Origin of the sequence: Pseudomonas triticicola (assembly GCF_019145375.1) — a bacterium.
GTDB lineage: Bacteria > Pseudomonadota > Gammaproteobacteria > Pseudomonadales > Pseudomonadaceae > Aquipseudomonas > Aquipseudomonas triticicola.
Map to the genome: position 1 here is coordinate 1 of NZ_JAHSTX010000001.1, position 19,281 is coordinate 19,281.

Here is a 19,281-nt window from a genome sequence, read left to right on the forward strand (position 1 = left end):
TTCGTCACGACTGTTCCAGTGCAATGACGGACCGTGGTGCAGCTTGCGTTGATTGCCGTGCGTGTCGAACCAGATGCCGAAGTCCGGCGGCTCGTCGCCTGTTTGCCAGCGCACCCCGCGATTGCTGTTGTCGTCGATGCGCATTGTGCGGGTGCGACTATTGCCGTCGCGCTGATGACGCGATTCGGTCAGATTGCCGCCATCGTCGTAGCTATACGTCTCGGTGTAATTGAGGCGGTTTCGCTCGTCGGGCGGTCGCGGCAGGCCGGGAATGTCCGGGGGCAGGGCGTCGTCATGACCGGTCGCGCGGATCAGGCGGTACAGGGAGTCGTAGTCGAATTCGCGGTGGCCGTCGACCCGTTGATTGGCGAACCAGAGGGGCTCGAAGGCGTGGTCCTCGATGCGAGTGATGTTACCGACGCGATCGTAGAAATATTCCAGATCCTGCAATCTGGGGTGAGCAGTTTTCTGACTGGTGCGCGTATGCAGGCGTCCGTCGGCCGGGTCATACGTCCACTGACTCTGGACACCGTTACCGGCCAGTTGCGAGATGATCTGATTGTTGGCGTTGTAGTGCGCATCCAGCATGACTTGCGTGATGTTCGCCTTCACTTGCAGTTCCATTTGCCTGAGCTGCCCGGCAAGACCATAGCGCGAGGTTCTGCGATGGCCGCCGGCGTCGGTCTGTTCAAGCACGGCGCCAAGCGGACTGAACACCTGATGGCTAGTGAACGCTTCGTTATCTTGAAAAGTGCGCTTTTCCACCAGTGCCTGTCCGGTGAGGGCATAGCTGGTGATTTCCAGCGAACCTGACGGATCTGTCTGCTGGATCAGCCGGCCGCGCAGGTTGGAGCCGGCTCCGGCAGAGCCGGAGGCGTAAATGAAGGTATCGAGCTGATTTTCGCCATTTCCCGAGACTTCAAGCTGCACCACGCGCAATTGCTCGTCAAAGGTCGATTGCCAGCCATGGCCGCGCTCATCCCAACGGTGTCTGGGCTCCCCGGCCCTGCCCGGCAGCAGCAGGCGCCAGCCGCTATCCCGGCTGTTGGTAAACACGGCGATATCGTTCAGCGCAAACACGCTGGTTGTGTTTGCTATCGGCAGGCGCGGATCCTGTTGCGCGACCAGGCGCCCGGCGACATCGTGGTGCTGGCGGGTCACGAGTGCGCTAGGCGCGTCACCCGCCACGGTACGCAAATAAGCGACCTGACGGACTGGCAGGCCACGTCCGTCGCTGACGGTCAGCGAAGGCGTGCGCCAATGTGTGGAGGCGCTCATGAGCCTGACCCACGCATAGACACCAGCTCTTCGGCGGTGTCGTTGAAGTCCTCACTGGCGTGATACCAGGGATGATAAGTCTCGCGGGAAAAGTCGCCCTTGGCGTTGATCAGCTTGATCGGACGCATCGTTGCGTCATAGAACAGCTGATCGAAGAGCCCAAGCTCGCGCAGCGATTGATCATTGACGTAGCGGTGGGTGTTGGCGAAAAACGGCCGGTATTGGCGCTGCGGCAGACCTTTGTTGTTGTATTCGACACGTTCGCTGATGCGCCAGCGCGTCTGCGTCGGTTGCTCACCTTCTTCGATGAGCAACTCACCATCCTCAGCCACCACATAAGCCAGCCCGGGGTCGACCTTCTGCTGGGTTTGCAGTACCCGACCAAAGCCGTCGACGCAGGTTTTGACAATCTGGATCTGTGCCTTGATGGTGTCGTAGGGATAGCGGTCGGCGCTGAGCACTACGGTGTGTACCGGTTCTCGGTAAGCCAGTTCAATGGCCTCGAGCAATTGCTGGTCTTCAGGCGTCAGGTTGAGGCTTTGCGCGAGCCGGCGACGTGCGCTGGCGCGGATCTGCCCGCCGGGCAGCAGGTCGCCTTGCATGATCGACCGGGTTTGAAGCGTGGAGGAGGGGATTGATCCCATCCAGCTAAACAGGTTTTTGTGCAGAGTGCTTGCTGCTTTGCCTACGGTGTCCTCTGGAAACTGGATGGCGTATTCCGGACTGGTGTCCGGCAACTCCCACCCAACGCCCAGCTTCTCGAATCCGGCAGGTTCACCATTCTCGGTACCGTAAAAGCTGACGACCAGTGGCTGCCCGGAAGGCTCGTAAATGACTTCTTCGAAGTTGTCGTTGGCGTCCTTGATCAGCCTGGGTTTCAGGGCGTGGTAATCGAACTCCGCTACCTCAACCGCACACCCGTCGGGCAGTTTCATGCGAAGGACTGTCAGGTATTGTGGATCATATTCGGCTTCGGTCACGCCATGGCTTGGCGTTTCGTTGAAATCGAGCACTTTGTAGAACGCATGCACGTCGCCGTATCGAGCCAGATTGAACCGCGACGACCATAGGTTTTGTTCCTCACTCGGCGTCGCTTCGAACAGAAATTGCATGGGGCAGTAACCAATTGCCTGCAGGGCACAGCGAATGTCCAGCTCCGGCACAATGCTGTAAGCGTCAAGCGCAGTTTTGTCCAGCAGGGCAAGCTCCAGAGAATGCGAGAGGGCTTCGAATCCGGCGACGCCATCCTCCAGCTCAACACCTTCTACGTCCACATAGCGCTGTATGGATTGGGAAGTCAGTACCCGTTCGTCGGGCCATTCTTGCAAATCCTGCAGCTTTCTCAATGATTCAAAAGACACCCTCGCCGGGTTCAACTCAATGGCGCCCGTGCCTTTGGCCAATTTCAGCGCATCGCCCCGTTCCTGATACGGCAAGCCCAATCGCCATTGCTGTGGCTCTGGCAGGTTGATCAGACGCGCACGGGATTCAGTGATGTAAAAATATTGCTGCGCCTCGTCGTGAGCATCGGACCACCATTGATTCAGATGGTCCTCGGTGAAGGGGGGCGGGCTCTGGGCGGTCAACCTGCGCGCATAGCTCACCGTAAGTGCATGGGTGGCGGCGCCATAAGCGTCCCAGCGCAGGCCAACATCGTGGCGGCACAGCGGGTCGTTGATAAAGCCGTCGTACTGATAGCTGATGGCTTCGACCTGAAGGGGCAGCAGAACGGCTGCGGCATATGGCCCCTGCGGCCGCACCTCGCGCACCAGATAACGCTTCTCCTCTACCGAGTACAGCAGGGACGCACCGGGCGCCTGCGCATCGGCGCGGTAGGGGAAAATTTCTGTTCGAGCGACCGAGCCGACCAGTGCCTGCGCAATCCGGTAGCGACTGTCGGAATCTTCCGGCGTGACAGGCTCATCGATTTCACCCTTGGGGTGGTAACGACTGAACAGGGTTTCGCCTAACGGGCAGGCGTCCACGTCCGCGTTGAAATAGTCGTCGCGTGAGCGATTCATGTCCTGCCCGTTGTGAAACCAGGTGCACGTTTGCACCGGCTCGTTGAAGCCGGGCTCTGAATGATCGGTTTCAATCTCGCAGTCAAGTTGCTGCAAATAGCCGAACCCGCGAAATTCCCGTTCCCTGCCGTCGTAAAACCCCTCGCGCCAGATAAACGACTGGGTCAACCGGTTGCCGGTGATCTCGTCGTGCTGCTCCTGTTTTTTCACCACTGCCAGCGGAAATGGCAGGTGACATACCGGTGCCCGCTCAAGTGCCAGCAGCCGCTCCTTTTCATCCAGCCATTCCTGCGCCGAGCTGCGATAGGTCACGCTGCTGGAGCAACCCATGTTGTTGTTACTGTTGACCAGCAGATAGGGCTTGGCCGCAACGAAATCGTAGCGCCAATGCCGAGGCTGGATATGCGGCACCGTCAGAATCAGGCTGGCGCAACCGAGGCCTTGCAGGTCGGCGAAACTGACCTGGCACAAACGGTCATAGCGCACCTCCTCAGGCCACGGCACGCTGACGGGAATCTGCTCCAGACCATTGCCGCCCCGGTTCAGGTAGATGTCGAAGCCCTCGGATTTGAGATAGATCAATGCCGGCGCGCCGGAGCCATCGAGGTCGGCCAGACGCACTCGTGAGGCATCGAATTCTTCGTAGGTGAAGGGCAGGGCGCTTATCTTGTGACCCTTGCCGAACTTGCCGTGACCAAGATTCGGCCAGCAGCGGACTTCGTCATGGCGGATGCGACACAGCTCGGGCATGTCGCTGCCGAGCAGATTGCCCAGAAGCACCAGCTCGGTTCGCGAGTTGCTGAACACCGGCAGACGGTCGTCAGCGTATTCATGGGGTATTTCCTGTGCGGCGGCGAAGCCTTTTTCCCGCAGGCTGGCATAGAGGCGCACACGGTCGGGGCTGATGCTCGCCGCTGACATCAGGCCGTCGCCGCTGAAATCACCCATGGTCAAAGTCAGATCCTGGTGTTCCCTGGGAAACTTGTCGAACTCGCTGAACAGTTCGAATTGCCGCTGCGCATTCAACGCATGAAACCCGCAGTAACCCAACCGGGCGATGATCAGGTCCAGGCGCCCGTCGCCGGTCAGATCAAGCAGCTGCGCCACGGCGCGGTTGCGATCTGCCACCGGGATCTTGTCCAGCAGAGCCCATGGGCCGTAACCGATCAATTCAGTGCCAGGCGCCGCGCGCAGCGGTTCACGGTAATACCAGGCGTTGTCGTAGCGGCAGAGAAAACCCGGCACGCCCTCGCCATACAGATCGACGCATTGGTAGAACCCGCCGTCTTCGATGCCCGGTTGAGTCTCGTTTTCCAACAGGCGTGCAGGTGTCTTATTGATCTCGAAGGGCGAGTATTCGAACTCGAGCGGCGGCGAGTGCTCGACATTGCCTTTGGCGTCAAAGGCCTGATAGTGCGCCGCCGTGATCTGGCTGTAGGCCCACTGCGCAATGTTCTGGAACGGTCGATATTCCAGCAGCAGGCGACGTGCAAGTTTCGCGTCTTCCACCAGGCCATCAGGGAAGTGATGAAACATCAACACTTGCTGGCAGAGCCTGCGGGTGCTCAGTTCAAAACCCTGGCCATAGGTGGAAAACGGATCCGGTCGCAGCCGCCAGCGGTTTACTTCCCCGTAGCTCGGCATCTCCGTCAGCGAATCGCTGCGTTCGCCGTAATCGAACACCAGTTGAAAAAGCCATGGCAGATCCGTCGGTCGGTCAGTGTCCCAGCTGTAAAGGTGATCGCTCGCCGTGGCATTGCCGTAACACACCCGTCGCAGATAGCGCTGGGCGCGGTAGTCGTGAATCGGGTCTTGCTCGTCAGGCTGATCGTCGGCCTTGTACTCGTAGCAGATGTGTTCGCCATGGGCGTTCATGCTTTCACACAAAAGCCAGCTGCTGATGCGTGATGGGTCGTCGGGGTCGGCACGGCGGGAGGCGGTGGTTTTGCCGTAGACATGCAACGTACCGTCGGCGCCGTGGATCAGCCAGAAAGGGGCTCCTCCGTCAGCCGGATGCCAGCATTCGCGCAGGGAAAAATCACTTTCGATCCGCGCCCGGTAAGTCACGACGTTGTGTTCGGGAATGGGACGGTCTCTGTAGCTGCGTTCCGTACGCGACTTCAGGTTGCCGGCATCATCGAGTTCCGGCATCCATACCTCGCCGTCATGACCGATGATTTCATCGTGCTCGGTATAACGAGGAACACCTTTGTTGGTGCGGCGGCTGATCTGGCTCAGGCCCAGGTGGCAACCAAGGCCAAACGGACCGTTACCGCTCTGGCTGTTGATTGACAGGGGTATTTGCGGGCCGTAGTCACGACCGCTCGATAGCGGGAGCAGCAACTCGCATCCAGCCGAGGCGGTCGGCCCGACGGCGCTCCAGCTTTTACCGATGGTGGCGATCGATGAGCTTCTGGCGATGGAAGGAGCTGTGATGCTGAGGTCTTGATCGGCCATGGTCGAGTCCATTCGCGCTACTTGGGGCTTATGGATAGACGCTAACAGGAGTGGGCCGGAGATGGACCTGTCAGATCTGACAGGTGCGCAAGATCGTTTTCTGTGCTTGGGCGATTCTTTTATCGCAATTGGTTTGAACAAACAAAAACGGCCGGGGCATCTTTGCGAATGCACCGGCCGTTTTCATGACAACAGAAGGTTACTGCACTTCTACCGCCAGGCTTTCGCTGATCTTCTGTTGCCAGATCGCTGGGCCAGTGATGTGTACCGACTCACCTTTGCTGTCCACCGCTACGGTGACCGGCATGTCCTTGACCTCGAACTCGTAGATCGCTTCCATGCCCAGCTCGGCAAATGCCAGCACCTTGGACTTCTTGATCGCTTGCGCAACCAGATAAGCGGCGCCGCCGACGGCCATCAGGTAAACAGCCTTGTTGTCCTTGATCGCGTCGATCGCGGTCGGGCCGCGCTCGGACTTGCCGATCATGCCCAACAGGCCGGTCTGCTCGAGGATCTGCCGGGTGAACTTGTCCATCCGCGTTGCGGTGGTCGGGCCGGCCGGGCCAACCACTTCGTCACCAACCGGATCAACCGGGCCGACGTAGTAGATGAAGCGACCCTTGAGGTCGACCGGCAGGGTTTCACCCTTGTTGAGCATCTCGACCATGCGCTTGTGCGCGGCGTCGCGACCGGTGAGCATCTTGCCGTTGAGCAGCACGGTTTCGCCCGGCTTCCAGCTCTGCACGTCTTCCGGGGTCAGGGTGTCGAGGTTGACGCGACGCGCCGACGGGCCGGCTTCCCAGACGATTTCCGGGTAGGCGTCCAGCGGTGGCGCCTCCAGCGAGGCCGGGCCAGAACCGTCGAGCACAAAGTGTGCGTGACGGGTGGCGGCGCAGTTGGGGATCATGCACACCGGCAAGGATGCGGCGTGGGTCGGGTAGTCCATGATCTTCACGTCGAGCACGGTGGTCAGGCCACCAAGGCCCTGGGCGCCGATGCCCAACTGGTTGACCTTCTCGAACAGCTCCAGACGCATTTCTTCGATGCGGTTCTGCGGGCCACGGGCCTTGAGCTCGTGAATGTCGATGGATTCCATCAACACTTCCTTGGCCATCACCGCAGCTTTCTCGGCGGTACCGCCGATGCCGATACCCAGCATGCCCGGTGGGCACCAGCCGGCGCCCATGGTCGGCACGGTCTTCAATACCCAGTCGACGATCGAGTCGGACGGGTTGAGCATGGCCATTTTCGACTTGTTCTCGGAACCGCCGCCCTTGGCCGCCACGTCCACTTCCACGGTGTTACCCGGGACGATGGAGTAGTGAATTACGGCCGGGGTGTTGTCCTTGGTGTTCTTGCGAGCGCCTGCCGGGTCGGCAAGGATCGAGGCCCGCAGGACGTTTTCCGGCAGGTTGTAGGCGCGACGCACGCCTTCGTTGATCATGTCGTCCAGGCCCATGGTGGCGCCATCCCAGCGCACGTCCATGCCGACACGGACGAACACGGTGACGATACCGGTGTCCTGGCAGATCGGGCGATGGCCGGTGGCGCACATGCGCGAGTTGATCAGGATCTGGGCCATCGAATCACGGGCCGCTGGCGATTCTTCGCGCAGGTAGGCTTCGTGCATCGCCTGGATGAAATCCACGGGGTGGTAATAGGAAATGAACTGCAGGGCGTCGGCAACGCTCTGAATCAGGTCATCTTGCTTGATCACGGTCATGAGTCGCGCTCCTCTAAAACACGATGGGGCAGCTACAAGCTTCTAGCTTCGAGCGGCAAGTTAAAGCATTACGCGGACAGCTTGAGCTTGCCGCTTCAGGCTTGCGGCTTGTAGCTGTCTTTTTGTGGCGCGACGCTAAAAAGGCGCGGCAGTATACCGCGCCTCGGTGGTGGGCACACATTGGCTTTTGGTCGGATGACCCTGTGGCGAGGGGATTTATCCCCGCTCGGCTGCGCAGCAGTCGTAAAACCTGTGAGCTCAGTGTGATTGACAGGTTGCAAGGGGCCACTTCGCAGCCCATCGAAGATAAAACCCCTCACCACAGGGACCTGGTGCGGGCATCAATGCAGCTCAATCAGGTCATGCATTTGACGTCAATTTTCGAGCCCGAAAATCGGTGGTCATTTAGCGACCGGCCCTCTAAAGTGGCATCCGGTCTGTAGAGTAGGACACTCGGTCAGCCTCCTATCGCACGGTGAGTCAACGATTGACCCATAACGCCATTCAACGCCTTTTGCTCAAACGCTTCGCCCTCGCTGCGGCCACCTACGGATTGGCTTTGCTGCTGCTGTGGCTGGCGTTTTTCACCGGGCATTACCAGCAATCGCTCAGTGGCGTGGCCATCGGCAGTGCCCTGGTGGTCATCAGTCAGGCGACGCTGTTCGGGCTGTTCTGGAGCGGGCGCAACCAACATTTCGCCGACCCCAGCCTGACCGAAGCGCAAGTGCTGATGGGCCTCGGCTGGCAGACGTGGCTGATCGCCCATGTCGACGAGGCGCGCGGCGCGTTTCTGGTGTTCTATGTGCTGATCCTGCTGTTCGGCCTGTTCCATCTCACCCGACGGGTGTTCATCCGCTGCGCGCTGCTGGTGTTCTTCAGTTTCTCCGCGATTACCCTGTGGGACGCTTACCACTTCCGCTTGGCCGAGCCTGCGCTCGCGGCGTTGCAAGTGTGCATTCTGGCGATGGTTTTGGCGTGGCTGGTGCTTTACGCGCGGTTTGTGCAGGTTTCGCGGCAACGTCAGCGCCAGCGTCGGTTTGCCTTGCAGGCGCATCAGGACACCCTGCGCGGGATGATGCGCCAGCTTGAAGATCTGGTGGCCACCGACGAACTGACCGGGCTGTTCAATCGCCGGCATTTCCTGCGCATCGCCTCGCGCGAGCTGAACGCGCTGGATAGCGACGTGATGCACGGGCTGGCGCTGATCGATCTGGACCACTTCAAACGCATCAACGATCTGCACGGCCACGCCGCCGGCGATCAGGTGTTGCAGGCGTTTGCCGGGGTGGCGCAAGCCTGTCTGCGCGACGGTGACGTGCTGGCGCGCTATGGTGGCGAGGAATTCGTGGTGCTAGTGCCCGACTGCGATGCCGAACGCCTGACCGCGTGTTGCGAGCGTTTGCGCATCGCCTTCAGCGAGGTGGAATTGATGGGCCTGCAAGTGCGCAACCTGAGCCTGTCCGCGGGCATGACCCTGCTGGCGGTCGGCGATGATCTGGACGAGGCGTTGCAGCGTGCCGATCAGGCGCTGTACCGGGCCAAGCGTGACGGGCGCAATCGTTGTGCCCCCGCGTGGGAGAACGTTGATGCCTGAATTGCGCGTCGGTGATCGGCAGTGGACGGTTGAGGCGGGCAGCAATCTGCTCGATGCCCTCAACCATAACGGCGTCACCGTGCCCTACAGCTGCCGCGCCGGCAGTTGCCATGCCTGTCTGGTGCAATGCGTTCAAGGCGTACCCGCCGACAATCGTCCGGACGCCTTGAGTGCCGAGCAACGTCAGGACGGGTGGCGCCTGGCCTGTCAGTGTCAGGTGGTCGAAGACTTGCAGGTACACACCTTCGACCCGATCAGCGACGGTCGCCCGGCCTTGGTCGAAGCGCTGGACTGGCTCAGCGATAGCGTTCTGCGCCTGCGCCTGACCCCGCAGCGGCCATTGCGCTACAGCGCCGGCCAGCATCTGGTGTTGTGGATCGGCCACATCGCCCGGCCTTACTCGCTGGCGAGCCTGCCGCAAGAAGACCGATTCCTTGAATTTCACCTCGACTGCCGCCAGCCCGGCGAATTCATCGATGCCGCCCGCAAGCTGCAGATCGGCGACTCGATCCGCCTCGGCGAGCTGCGCGGTGGTGCTTTGCACTATGACCCGGACTGGCATACGCGCCCGCTGTGGCTGCTGGCCGCCGGTACCGGTTTAGGTCCGTTGTTCGGTGTGCTGCGCGAAGCCTTGCGTCAGGATCACCAAGGCGCCATCCGCGTCATTCACCTGGCCCATGACGAACGCGAGCACTATCTGGCCAAACCCCTTGCTGCACTGGCTGCGCAGCGGGAAAACCTCAGTGTCGAGCTGTGGGCCGCGGCCGAGTCGGCCGCCGCTTTGGCGCAACTGCGCCTTGTTTCCCGGCAGACCCTGGCCTTAGTCTGCGGCTCGACGGCCAGTGTCGACGCGTTCGCCAAGCGTCTGTACCTGGCTGGATTGCCGCGCAATCAACTGCTGGCCGACGTATTTGTGAGCCGTGGTTGAGCGCTGATTTTCAGACGCGAGACACGCCATGACCGAAGCCATCCTGCTGGAACGCGAACGCGGTTTGCTGACCCTGCGCCTCAACCGCCCGGACAAGAAAAACGCCCTGACCCGCGCCATGTACAGCCGCCTCGCCGAAGCACTGAAACAGGCCAACGATGACCCGCAAATCAACGCCGTGCTGATCAGCGGCAGCGCCGAGTGCTTCACCGCCGGCAACGACATCGCCGACTTTATCGAGCAACCGCCGAGCGACCTCGACAGCCCGGTGTTCCACTTCATGCTTAACCTGCTCGAATGCCGCAAACCAGTGATCGCCGCCGTCGCCGGTGCAGCGGTAGGCATCGGCACGACGATGTTGCTGCACTGCGATCTGGTCTATGTCAGCCGCGACGCCCGGCTGCGCATGCCTTTCGTCAACCTCGGATTGTGTCCCGAATTCGGTTCCAGCCTGATCCTGCCGCGTTTGCTCGGGCAGGCGAAAGCTGCGGAGCTGTTATTGCTCGGTGAAGGCTTTAGCGGCGAGCAGGCTGCGCAATGGGGGATCGCCACCGAAGCGCTGGACAGCGGTGAAGCGGCGTTGAGCAAGGCGCGAGAAGTGGCGCTGCGGTTTGATGAATTGCCGGCCGAAGCGGTGCGCATCAGCAAGCAATTGATGCGAGCGCCGGATCGGGATCTGCTGCGCAAGGTGATCGAGGAGGAGGGTGCGTTGTTCACCCAGCGCCTGCGTTCGCCGGAGGCGGTGGCGGCGTTGAGCAGGTTTTTTCGGTGACGGTCAAGACGCCTTCGCGAGCAGGCTCGCTCCCACGGGGGAACGCATTTCAAAGTTGGGAGCGAGCCTGCTCGCGAAAGGGGTTGACCAGACCATAAAACTCTCAATCAGGGGCAGCCGGTAAACTCGTCGCCAGGTCACTCGATCAATCCACGGCCGACGCATTGAACCTGTTGCCCGTCGACTTGCCTTTGGCCGAGGAACGTCATTTTACCTTCACCGATTGCAACGCCAGTCCAGATCCCCCTCTCCAGGTCGAACACTCCCCAGCCTTTGCCATCCGCAAAATCCGTGTCCAATTTGCCGTCATCGGTGAATCTGGCAATAACATGGTTAAAACCAGAGGACAGTTGACTCAGCCCGGCAACAAGTATGTGTCCGCTGCTCTGGATGGACGCGTCAAGCCATAAGGTGTCAATGCCTTGCAGTCTGCTCAGAAGTGGTTTGCCTGCGTTGAACTGGATGTTGGGTTTGCCGTCGGATTCCCGGCTGATCAATACGCCATGGTGTGCAGGCTCGGTATACCCAACGGATAACAGCCGCTTACTCGTCTGCCCGATAACTTTCAAGACATTGACGCTCAGCGAGTTTTCTACTGGATCCATCACTTCAAAGCCATCAACGGCGAACGAGTCATCAATTTTCCCGGTAGCAGTCAAGCGGTTGAGTACTGCCCGGTAAGGATCATTGCCACGTACACAGCCCGCGAGCACGTAGGTCCCATCCTGTTTTGCCAATAGATCGTATAGCTCCGTGTGAGTGAAATTCGGGTGGAGAACATAGGCGATTTCTCCCTCGTTGAATTCAATATCCCGTGTGCCGTCAGGCAAGAGTCGAATGACGGCTGTCGCCACTTTGTTTCCATCCCGATCTACGGTGGTATGCAATATGATCTTGCCGTCAGGCAGAACGGTCGACCGCTGGCTACCGGTTTTTGAGTTCGCTGCGTTGGGTAGTTGCTGGTGCTTCTGATCTGCCGTGTCGTCATCCGAGAGGTAAACGGCGACTTTGCCGGTTTTGTTGAATGCCGGATCAAGGTAGCCAGCGACGTCGAGACGCACGACCCCTATGGCACGCTTGAGGTTAGCCTGAAAGAAACTGCCGATGAGCAGCAGTTTGCCGTCGGCCTGTTCCACTATTTCGGTAGCGAAGGAATGCGATCCTTCTCCGTCCTCAAATTGACCGGTTACGTAGCCACTCTGGCCAAATTGAGTGTCGTGTACGCCGTTGCTATCCAGTCTGATCAAGTAGTAGGCATCACCGTTCGATTGGCCTACGCTTCCCGCGATATAGGTGCGCCCTGATTTGTCGACCATCACCCCCCGCAGGACAAGGTTTCCTGAAAAATCGGGAGGTTTTTTCGGAGTGGCAACGCCCTGATTGCCAAACGTTGGATCGAATTTACCTGGCGAGATGTTTGCCGCAGCGTCCATCTTCAATCCTCCTTGATCACGAGTCGTGTCCAGTCTTGAGTGATTGGGTGGTGCAGTAGCACGCTAGTCAAGAATGGCTCTTGCAACAACTGACAGAACTGACAGTTGACATTCTGTGAAAACTGGTTTTCAGCGACATGCAGACAACAAAAAGCCCCGCCATTCACATGGCGGGGCTTTTGCGTTTCAGCGGCCGGTCACTCAGACCTGCGGATCACCGACATGCAGGATCTTCATGCCGTTGGTGCCGCCAGTGGTGTGGTAGCTGTCGCCCTTGGTCAGGATGACCCAGTCGCCTTTTTCCACGACGCCGCGCTTGGTCAGTTCGTCGATGGCTTTCTGGCTGACTTCGTGCGGTTCCAGCGAGGCCGGGTCGAACGGGATGGTGTAGACGCCACGGAACATCGCCGCGCGGGCCTGGGCTTCGCGGTGCGGGGTGAACGCGTAGATCGGCACCGAGGAGCGGATACGCGACATGATCAGCGGGGTGAAGCCGCTTTCAGTCAACGCGATGATCGCTTTGACGCCCGGGAAGTGGTTGGCGGTGTACATGGTCGCCAGCGCAATGCTCTCGTCGCAGCGGCTGAATTCCTTGCCGATGCGGTGGCTGGAGGTCTTGCCGGTCGGGTGCTTCTCGGCGCCGACGCAGATGCGCGCCATCGCCTGCACGGCTTCCAGCGGGTAGAGACCAGCGGCGGATTCGGCCGAGAGCATCACGGCGTCGGTGTAGTCGAGCACGGCGTTGGCCACGTCGGACACTTCGGCGCGGGTCGGCATCGGGTTCTGGATCATCGACTCCATCATCTGCGTCGCCACGATCACCGCCTTGTTGTGGCGACGTGCGTGCAAAATGATTTTCTTCTGAATGCCCACCAGCTCGGCATCGCCGATTTCCACGCCGAGGTCGCCACGAGCAACCATCACTGCGTCGGAGGCCTTGATCAGGCCATCGAGGGTTTCGTCGTCGGCCACGGCTTCGGCGCGTTCGATCTTCGCCACCAGCCAGGCAGTGCCGCCGGCTTCGTCGCGCAGTTGACGGGCGTATTCCATGTCGGCGGCGTCACGCGGGAAGGACACTGCGAGGTAGTCGACTTCCATTTCGGCGGCGAGCTTGATGTCGGCCTTGTCTTTTTCAGTCAGGGCCGGCGCGGTCAGACCACCACCGCGACGGTTGATGCCTTTGTGGTCGGACAGCGGGCCGCCGATGGTCACCACGCAATGCAGCTCGGTGGCAGTGGCGGTTTCAACGCGCATCACCACGCGGCCGTCGTCGAGCAGCAGCTCGTCGCCCACGCCGCAATCCTTGACCAGATCCGGGTAGTCGATGCCGACCACTTGCTGGTTGCCTTCGGTCAACGGATGGCTGGTGGAGAAGGTGAATTTGTCACCGATCTTCAGCTCGATCTTCTTGTTGGCGAATTTGGCGATACGGATTTTCGGGCCTTGCAGGTCGCCGAGCAGGGCGACGAAGCGGCCGTGCTTGGCAGCGAGGTCACGCACCAGTTTCGCGCGAGCCTTGTGCTCGTCGGGGGTGCCGTGGGAGAAGTTCAGACGGGCAACGTCCAGACCAGCCAGAATCAGCTGTTCGAGAACTTCCGGCGAGTTACTGGCCGGGCCAAGGGTAGCGACGATTTTGGTACGACGGACGGACATGCAAAGACTCCTGAGTTCAAGCGCAGGCAGAGGCTACTATGCTCGAAGGGTGTAGTCATTGTTCGAATGCACTACTTATCGTTTTCTTTATTGAACGTGGCAACTTCGGGACAAACGCGCCTGAAGATTTCCGACCAGGGGTCGATACAGAGCACAAGACAGGAGAACCCCCATGCGATTGTTGCCCATTGCCGCCCTTGCCCTCAGCGTCCTCGCCGCGACGGGCTGCACCCGTTGGTCGATGAACCATCATTTGAACAACGCCTACAGCGCCTATGAACGTGGCAATTGCGAGCAGGTCATGCTTGAACTGTCCAAGGTCGAACGCGCCAGCCGCGCCCGCCCGTACGTGTGGCCGGAAGTGTCGATGATGCGCGGCCAGTGCCTGGAACGGCAGAAGCTGTACATCGACGCGGTGCAGACCTACCAGTTCATCATCGCTTCGTACCCCAACAGCGAATATGCCTACCGCGCCCGCGCGCGTCTGGAAACCCTGCAGAGCCTGGGCCATTACCCGACACGCAGCGCCGCTGCGGTGGTGCGGCCGACACGCTTCTGACGGTACTGTCGTACAAAATCTGGCCGTCTGTACAAGCTCCGCTATAGTCAAGGAAACCGCTTGCGAGGCTTGTCTCGATGGCGGCGCAACACCTGCGACTGGCAGTGGTAAAAGTGACGGCGATTGTCGCGACCGTCACACCGGAAGCGGGGAGAGCGGGCCTGCCTACAGGCTCGTTCCGAAGCACAGGTGCGGCTCCCTGGCGGAGCCCTGCATGGCGTACAGCACATCATGTTTACCGACCGCCGGATCGAACGGCACCAGTTGCCGTATTACCTCAGAGTGTTCAATAGCATCACCGACAAACCCGTCGGCTTTCTCGGCAACGTGTCTGCGGACGGGCTGATGCTGATCAGCCAGCTGCCGATGATGATCGGGGCAGATTTCCAGTTACGCCTCAAAGTCCCGGCCCGTGATGGCAGCCAGCAAGTCATCGATTTCAGCGCCTGCTGCGTGTGGTGCCATGAAGACGCCACACCGCTGCATTACGACGCTGGTTTCATCCTGCGCCGCGCACCGGCGGAGTTCGGCGAGCTGGTGCTGGCGCTGCAGCAGTACTTCAGTTTCCAGCCACTGCCGGCCTCGGCTTGATTCGATACCGTCAAAAGCTTCGCGAGCAGGCTCGCTCCCACATGGAATGGCATTTCATCTGAAGGAATGCGGACACCCTGTGGGAGCGAGCCTGCTCGCGAAAGCGCCAGTCCCGCCAACCCATCTTTAAAGTCAGGCGACCGCGATCGCCCGCTCCTGATCCAGCGCCTTCTCCGCCAGCAATAACCCCATCTCGCTCAACTGATAGATCGCCATCGCCAGATGTCGCGGCTTGTCCTCAAGGCTGTCCGCCAGGTCGAGCAGCAGAATGCTGACCGAAGAAAAGGTTTCGTAGGTCTGAATGGCCATCGCTTCGGGGTTGATGTCGGGCGCGACCATGAACATCTGCATGCCGCGATCGACGGAATTGCGCGACGGCGCAGCAGCGGGTTTTTTGAGGTAGTGATCGAGGGCTTTTTCAGCGGCCTCGTGGAGTCTGGTGGAATCGGGGGAAGCGTAGGGGGAGGTCGAGTCTTCGGTTTCAGGGGGATTTGGTGTTGGTTTGATCATGGTGATAACCCTTGGTTGGGGCCTTCACCCCTCGCGACTAAACGAAAGGGTGGCGGCTGGACGCAGGTTAGTCGACCGGGGGTATCACCAAAAACCGGCGCGCCGAAGCGCCCTGCGTACAGCCACCATCGAGTGCGGGGATAGGGATTACCCGACTGGATGACGCTTATACACCTTGATGACAAACCCCCGGGCGACTAAACCCGACCACTGATTGGCAGCGGCACGGATCACGTTACGGGGCAGCTTCAAAGCGCACAAGCCGGCGGATTCTGAGTGATGTGTAGGCAACGGCGCAACCTGATGTAGCCGCGTGTTAACGGCTGAAGGACGTCTGCATGTTGCGGCGTGGGAATAGTTACCGCTGGTCGGGACTGTCAGAGTTGACAGGTGTCGGGTGCTTAGCTCCCCATGTTCAATGCCCTTGACAACTGCCGGTGGCAAGCAAGGGAAGCTCATCATGTCCGAGAATTCGAAACAAGGTGCTGATAGTCCTGAACAGGGCGCATTCAACAACGAAGAACCGACTGTCCCATTACAAGACGGCGATAACGGTAAGCCAGGAGTATTGATTGACGGGCTGCAGTTTTATTACGCCGGTCAGGTTTTGCTCGTCGGTACAACCATGGACATAACGTTCAATATTCCGCAAAGAGATGGCCTGGATCACAACGTGCACCTCGATTTCCACACCGCAGCGGGTGATTACATGCGGGTCATCGATAGTCAGTACAGGGATTACAGATGGCATACGGTTCGTATCAGCGGACTGAAGGAAAGTGACTCCGCTCGATTTGATGGTCAGTGGGATTACAAGGGCGACTGGTCGAACTGGACCTCCCAACATCTTATAGTGAGGAGGCCTGCCGCGTTCCGCACCACTGCAGTTGCTACGGTCGGGGGTACGGTGTCAGGTACTGCCCATCCAGGCAGCGTGATAAAGCTTGTGCGGCCTGCCGACAAAGCCGTAATGAGTACGACGCACACTACTCAATACCATGGGCAGTGGACTGTCACATTATCGACCGGCCTTCTCCAAGGGGTGCACGATTTACAAATCCGTGAAGACTTCGAGGGAACGCTGGGTCGATACACCGAGACGAAGAGATTCTCTGTTCTAGGCAAAATCAAGATTACATCCCCGGATATCAGTCTGCCCGTCGAGAGTGTTCAACCCGTAATCAAGGGGCGCGGGGCGTTAAAGGGCGCCAAAGTCAGGGTTTACATATCAGATCCATTAGTGCATGTCGCCTCATGCGATGCGGTTTCCGACGGCGATTGGCTCGCAACCAGTTTTCATACTTTTGCGCGAGGGGCTCGCTACACCCTTATCGCCCAACAGAGTCTGGACGCCAGCGACTCCGACTGGGGGGATCCTCAAGAGTTTTATGTTATCGGGCCTCCAGTATTTACAGCGCCAAAGGCCAACCCCGCTTCGCCGCCAATTGTGGAGGCCAAAACGATGTTCGAGGGGACCGGCGCCACTGGTTTCTATCAGAACAGGGTCGACGTGTATTCAGAGCAAATGGGAAGCAACGCCGTAACGGTGGGCTGGCCTGATCCCGTGACTGGAGCATGGCGGCGAGAAGGCACCCTTTCACCTGGCCCCCATTCGATTTTCGGCACGCACACAGTTTATGGAGTTACCTCAATAACAAGTGAACCCTTCGGCATACGGGTACGCACGGGCGTGCCGATGGTCACATACACGCAAGCCAATGAAACGATCACGTTCTCCGGCACCGGACATTTCGACGAGAAGCTCAGAACCGAAATCGAGTTCACTATCCTCAAAAGTCCGACCGACCCAACGCCGGTCGCGCCTCCAAATGCACAAGTACAGCGCGACGGCACCTGGAGCACCACCGTAACGGGCTGGAAATTTGGCACCTATGAAATCACTGCCGTCCAGAAGATCAGAGACAACGCGAGCGGCTGGATCGACTCGCTCCCGCTGACCTTCGAAGTAAAAAATATCCTCCCCGATGTCAGTGATGTGCAATTCACCAACGACTACCAACCGACCTTCAGCGGCAAAGGTTTCAACGGCGCCTTGGTACAGCCACGCAAGCCCAATAGCGTAGATCTCGAAGCGCCAGCGGTGGAGGTAGCTGGCGGGCGGTGGTCTACCAAGGCTTCAACGGTCTGGGGACCCTCGTTCGAACGTGAAGTCCACATCAAGCAATATCTCGACGGTCATCAGTCACCAAACAGGTATGTCCTCAAAGTCACCATCCCGCCGCAGGCCCCTGGCCTGAACGAGCCTGAGGAGGACGGATGTTCGCCCAGGTTCAGCGGCACGTGCTGGCCGGGTGCAACCGTGGACATTCGGTATAGCGACGAAACCGGCATTGTGCACACGGGCATCGTCAGTGCTGGCATGTGGCATTACAGGCGCAAACGAACGTTTGACCTAGATATCACACATACCGTCACGGTGACCCAATTCGCCGCGCAGCAAACTTCGCAGCCGGCGTCCACGACCTTCATTGTCAGGAGACCGATGGTCACGCCAGTGATTACCCAGCCGCCGGACGGCTCGCAAGTCGGTCGTGCTGTAACGGTCGAGGGCACGATGGGTATGGTGGGCGCCACTTTGCAACTGCGCGACAAGCAGTTTGATAGTCCCTTGGGCGATCCGAAAATATTGAGCGAGGATGGCGACTGGTCGATTGACCTGAGCCTTGAGCAATTCAGGCCCTACATCCTTGACGCCCAGCAGACACTGGACGGTCGACCGTCGCTACACAGTGACGAGCATGAATTGACGGTGGTGCTGCTGCCGCCAGAATTTCTCCAGCCGATACCAAACGGCAAGTTGCCACGAACCGCGTTGCTCAAGGGTACGGGCATGAGGGGCGGGGTGGTCGAAGTCTGTCTGCAAGGGGTTGAGGAACCTCTGGTCAGTGATGTCGTTGTGGATTGGGCGGGCAATTGGCAAGCCGAAGTGACGTTGCCGGTGGGCAGCAAAACGATCTGGGCCCGGCAAAGTTTCATGGATGAAAGCGGCACACAGCGGGAGTCGAAAGACAGCGAGCCGCTGCACTTTGACGTTGTGCCAGCGGCACCCTTCATTGAAACCCCGATCGAGGGCGATGCCATCGGGCAGCAGGTGATGGTGTGCGGTTTTGGCGTGCCGGGCGATACGGTCACGGTGACGCTGGTCGGTGCCACGCGCTCAGAACCGGCAAGCGCCATCGTGCAGGAAGATCGCACCTGGTCAGTGATGCTCGATGCAAGTCTGCCCGACGGGGGCCTTTACCGGCTGGAGGCAGTCGCATCTATGGACGGGTTCGAATCATTTGAAACCCTGCGCTCGGTCATTTTGAGTACTTTCCGACCTGTGCTCGACGGACCCGCAGCCGGGCGTTGGGTCAGTCATCCAGTGCAGTTCAGCGGCAAGGGCCGTCCGGGTGTGGGCACCGTCGTGAGTTGGTACAACCCGGATGTGCAATGGGTGCCGCAGCTGCCCGTGGACGGTGAGCAATGGCGCGCAGAAGCGGCGCGGGCACTGCCTCTGGGGGGGAACTGGTACCGATTCCGCCAGACGCTGACTGACGCGGCGGTTGACGCAACGATGTCTGATTGGGCCGACAGTGCGCGTTTTGAAGTCGAAGTCGTGCCCTTGCCCCACGCCAACTCCGGATCCCCGGCTTCCGACGAACGGTTGTAAAAACTGTCAGAAATGACAGTGGACTTGACCGCGTTCGAAGCGCTCAATCAGTACTCACTGAATGTGCAGCCTGACGAAGGACGTCAGGT

Annotated in this window: 12 protein-coding genes; 6 read left to right on the top strand and 6 right to left on the bottom strand. The window is 59.6% G+C overall.

Translation table 11 applies throughout. From position 1 onward, the window contains the following. The 3 genes from KVG85_RS00005 to KVG85_RS00015 form a co-directional block, all read right to left on the bottom strand. On the bottom strand, positions 1 to 1,278 hold a 1,278-nt coding region (locus KVG85_RS00005), incomplete at its 3' end, for an RHS repeat domain-containing protein (protein WP_367615303.1). Next, on the bottom strand, positions 1,275 to 5,756 hold the full coding sequence (locus tag KVG85_RS00010; protein WP_217862622.1) for a SpvB/TcaC N-terminal domain-containing protein: 4,482 nt from the start codon (positions 5,754 to 5,756) through the stop codon (positions 1,275 to 1,277). The genes KVG85_RS00010 and KVG85_RS00005, both read right to left, overlap by 4 nt. A 199-nt stretch (positions 5,757 to 5,955) precedes the next feature. Then, on the bottom strand, positions 5,956 to 7,479 hold the full coding sequence (locus KVG85_RS00015) for a fumarate hydratase (RefSeq protein ID WP_016773454.1): 1,524 nt from the start codon (positions 7,477 to 7,479) through the stop codon (positions 5,956 to 5,958). Between the two features lie 487 nt (positions 7,480 to 7,966). On the opposite strand from KVG85_RS00015, the gene KVG85_RS00020 reads away from it, so the two are divergent. Genes KVG85_RS00020 through KVG85_RS00030 form a run of 3 tightly spaced genes read left to right on the top strand, consistent with a single transcriptional unit; the run spans position 7,967 to position 10,773 of the window. After that, entirely contained in the window at positions 7,967 to 9,073 is a 1,107-nt protein-coding gene (locus KVG85_RS00020; protein WP_217862623.1) for a GGDEF domain-containing protein, read from the top strand. After that, positions 9,066 to 10,001 carry an iron-sulfur-binding ferredoxin reductase gene (locus KVG85_RS00025; protein WP_217862624.1) on the top strand — a complete coding sequence of 312 codons (936 nt, stop codon included), beginning with the start codon at positions 9,066 to 9,068 and terminating at the stop codon, positions 9,999 to 10,001. The genes KVG85_RS00020 and KVG85_RS00025 overlap by 8 nt, the downstream gene beginning before the upstream one ends. 28 nt (positions 10,002 to 10,029) lie before the next feature. Beyond that, positions 10,030 to 10,773, top strand: coding sequence for an enoyl-CoA hydratase-related protein (locus KVG85_RS00030; protein ID WP_217862625.1), 744 nt, complete (start codon positions 10,030 to 10,032; stop codon positions 10,771 to 10,773). A 137-nt stretch (positions 10,774 to 10,910) separates the two neighbouring features. Here KVG85_RS00030 and KVG85_RS00035 read toward each other — a convergent pair whose 3' ends face one another. Both KVG85_RS00035 and pyk read right to left on the bottom strand, forming a co-directional pair. Further along, complete coding sequence (locus tag KVG85_RS00035) at positions 10,911 to 12,206, bottom strand: hypothetical protein (protein ID WP_217862626.1); 1,296 nt, start codon at positions 12,204 to 12,206, stop codon at positions 10,911 to 10,913. A gap of 201 nt (positions 12,207 to 12,407) precedes the next feature. After that, on the bottom strand, positions 12,408 to 13,859 hold the full coding sequence (gene pyk, locus KVG85_RS00040) for a pyruvate kinase (RefSeq protein WP_024014116.1): 1,452 nt from the start codon (positions 13,857 to 13,859) through the stop codon (positions 12,408 to 12,410). Positions 13,860 to 14,031: 172 nt separating this feature from the next. Between pyk and KVG85_RS00045 the strand changes: the two genes are divergently transcribed. Next, on the top strand, positions 14,032 to 14,418 hold the full coding sequence (locus KVG85_RS00045; protein WP_016773461.1) for a tetratricopeptide repeat protein: 387 nt from the start codon (positions 14,032 to 14,034) through the stop codon (positions 14,416 to 14,418). Between the two features lie 231 nt (positions 14,419 to 14,649). Beyond that, positions 14,650 to 15,009, top strand: coding sequence for a PilZ domain-containing protein (locus KVG85_RS00050; RefSeq protein WP_212616999.1), 360 nt, complete (start codon positions 14,650 to 14,652; stop codon positions 15,007 to 15,009). A 132-nt stretch (positions 15,010 to 15,141) separates the two neighbouring features. Here KVG85_RS00050 and KVG85_RS00055 read toward each other — a convergent pair whose 3' ends face one another. Further along, complete coding sequence (locus KVG85_RS00055; protein ID WP_217862628.1) at positions 15,142 to 15,519, bottom strand: DUF6124 family protein; 378 nt, start codon at positions 15,517 to 15,519, stop codon at positions 15,142 to 15,144. A gap of 460 nt (positions 15,520 to 15,979) precedes the next feature. Here KVG85_RS00055 and KVG85_RS00060 point away from each other — a divergent pair, with 460 nt between their 5' ends. Beyond that, a complete protein-coding gene (locus KVG85_RS00060) occupies positions 15,980 to 19,192 on the top strand; it encodes a hypothetical protein (RefSeq protein ID WP_217862629.1) in 3,213 nt (1,070 codons plus the stop codon). Positions 19,193 to 19,281 lie beyond the last annotated feature (89 nt).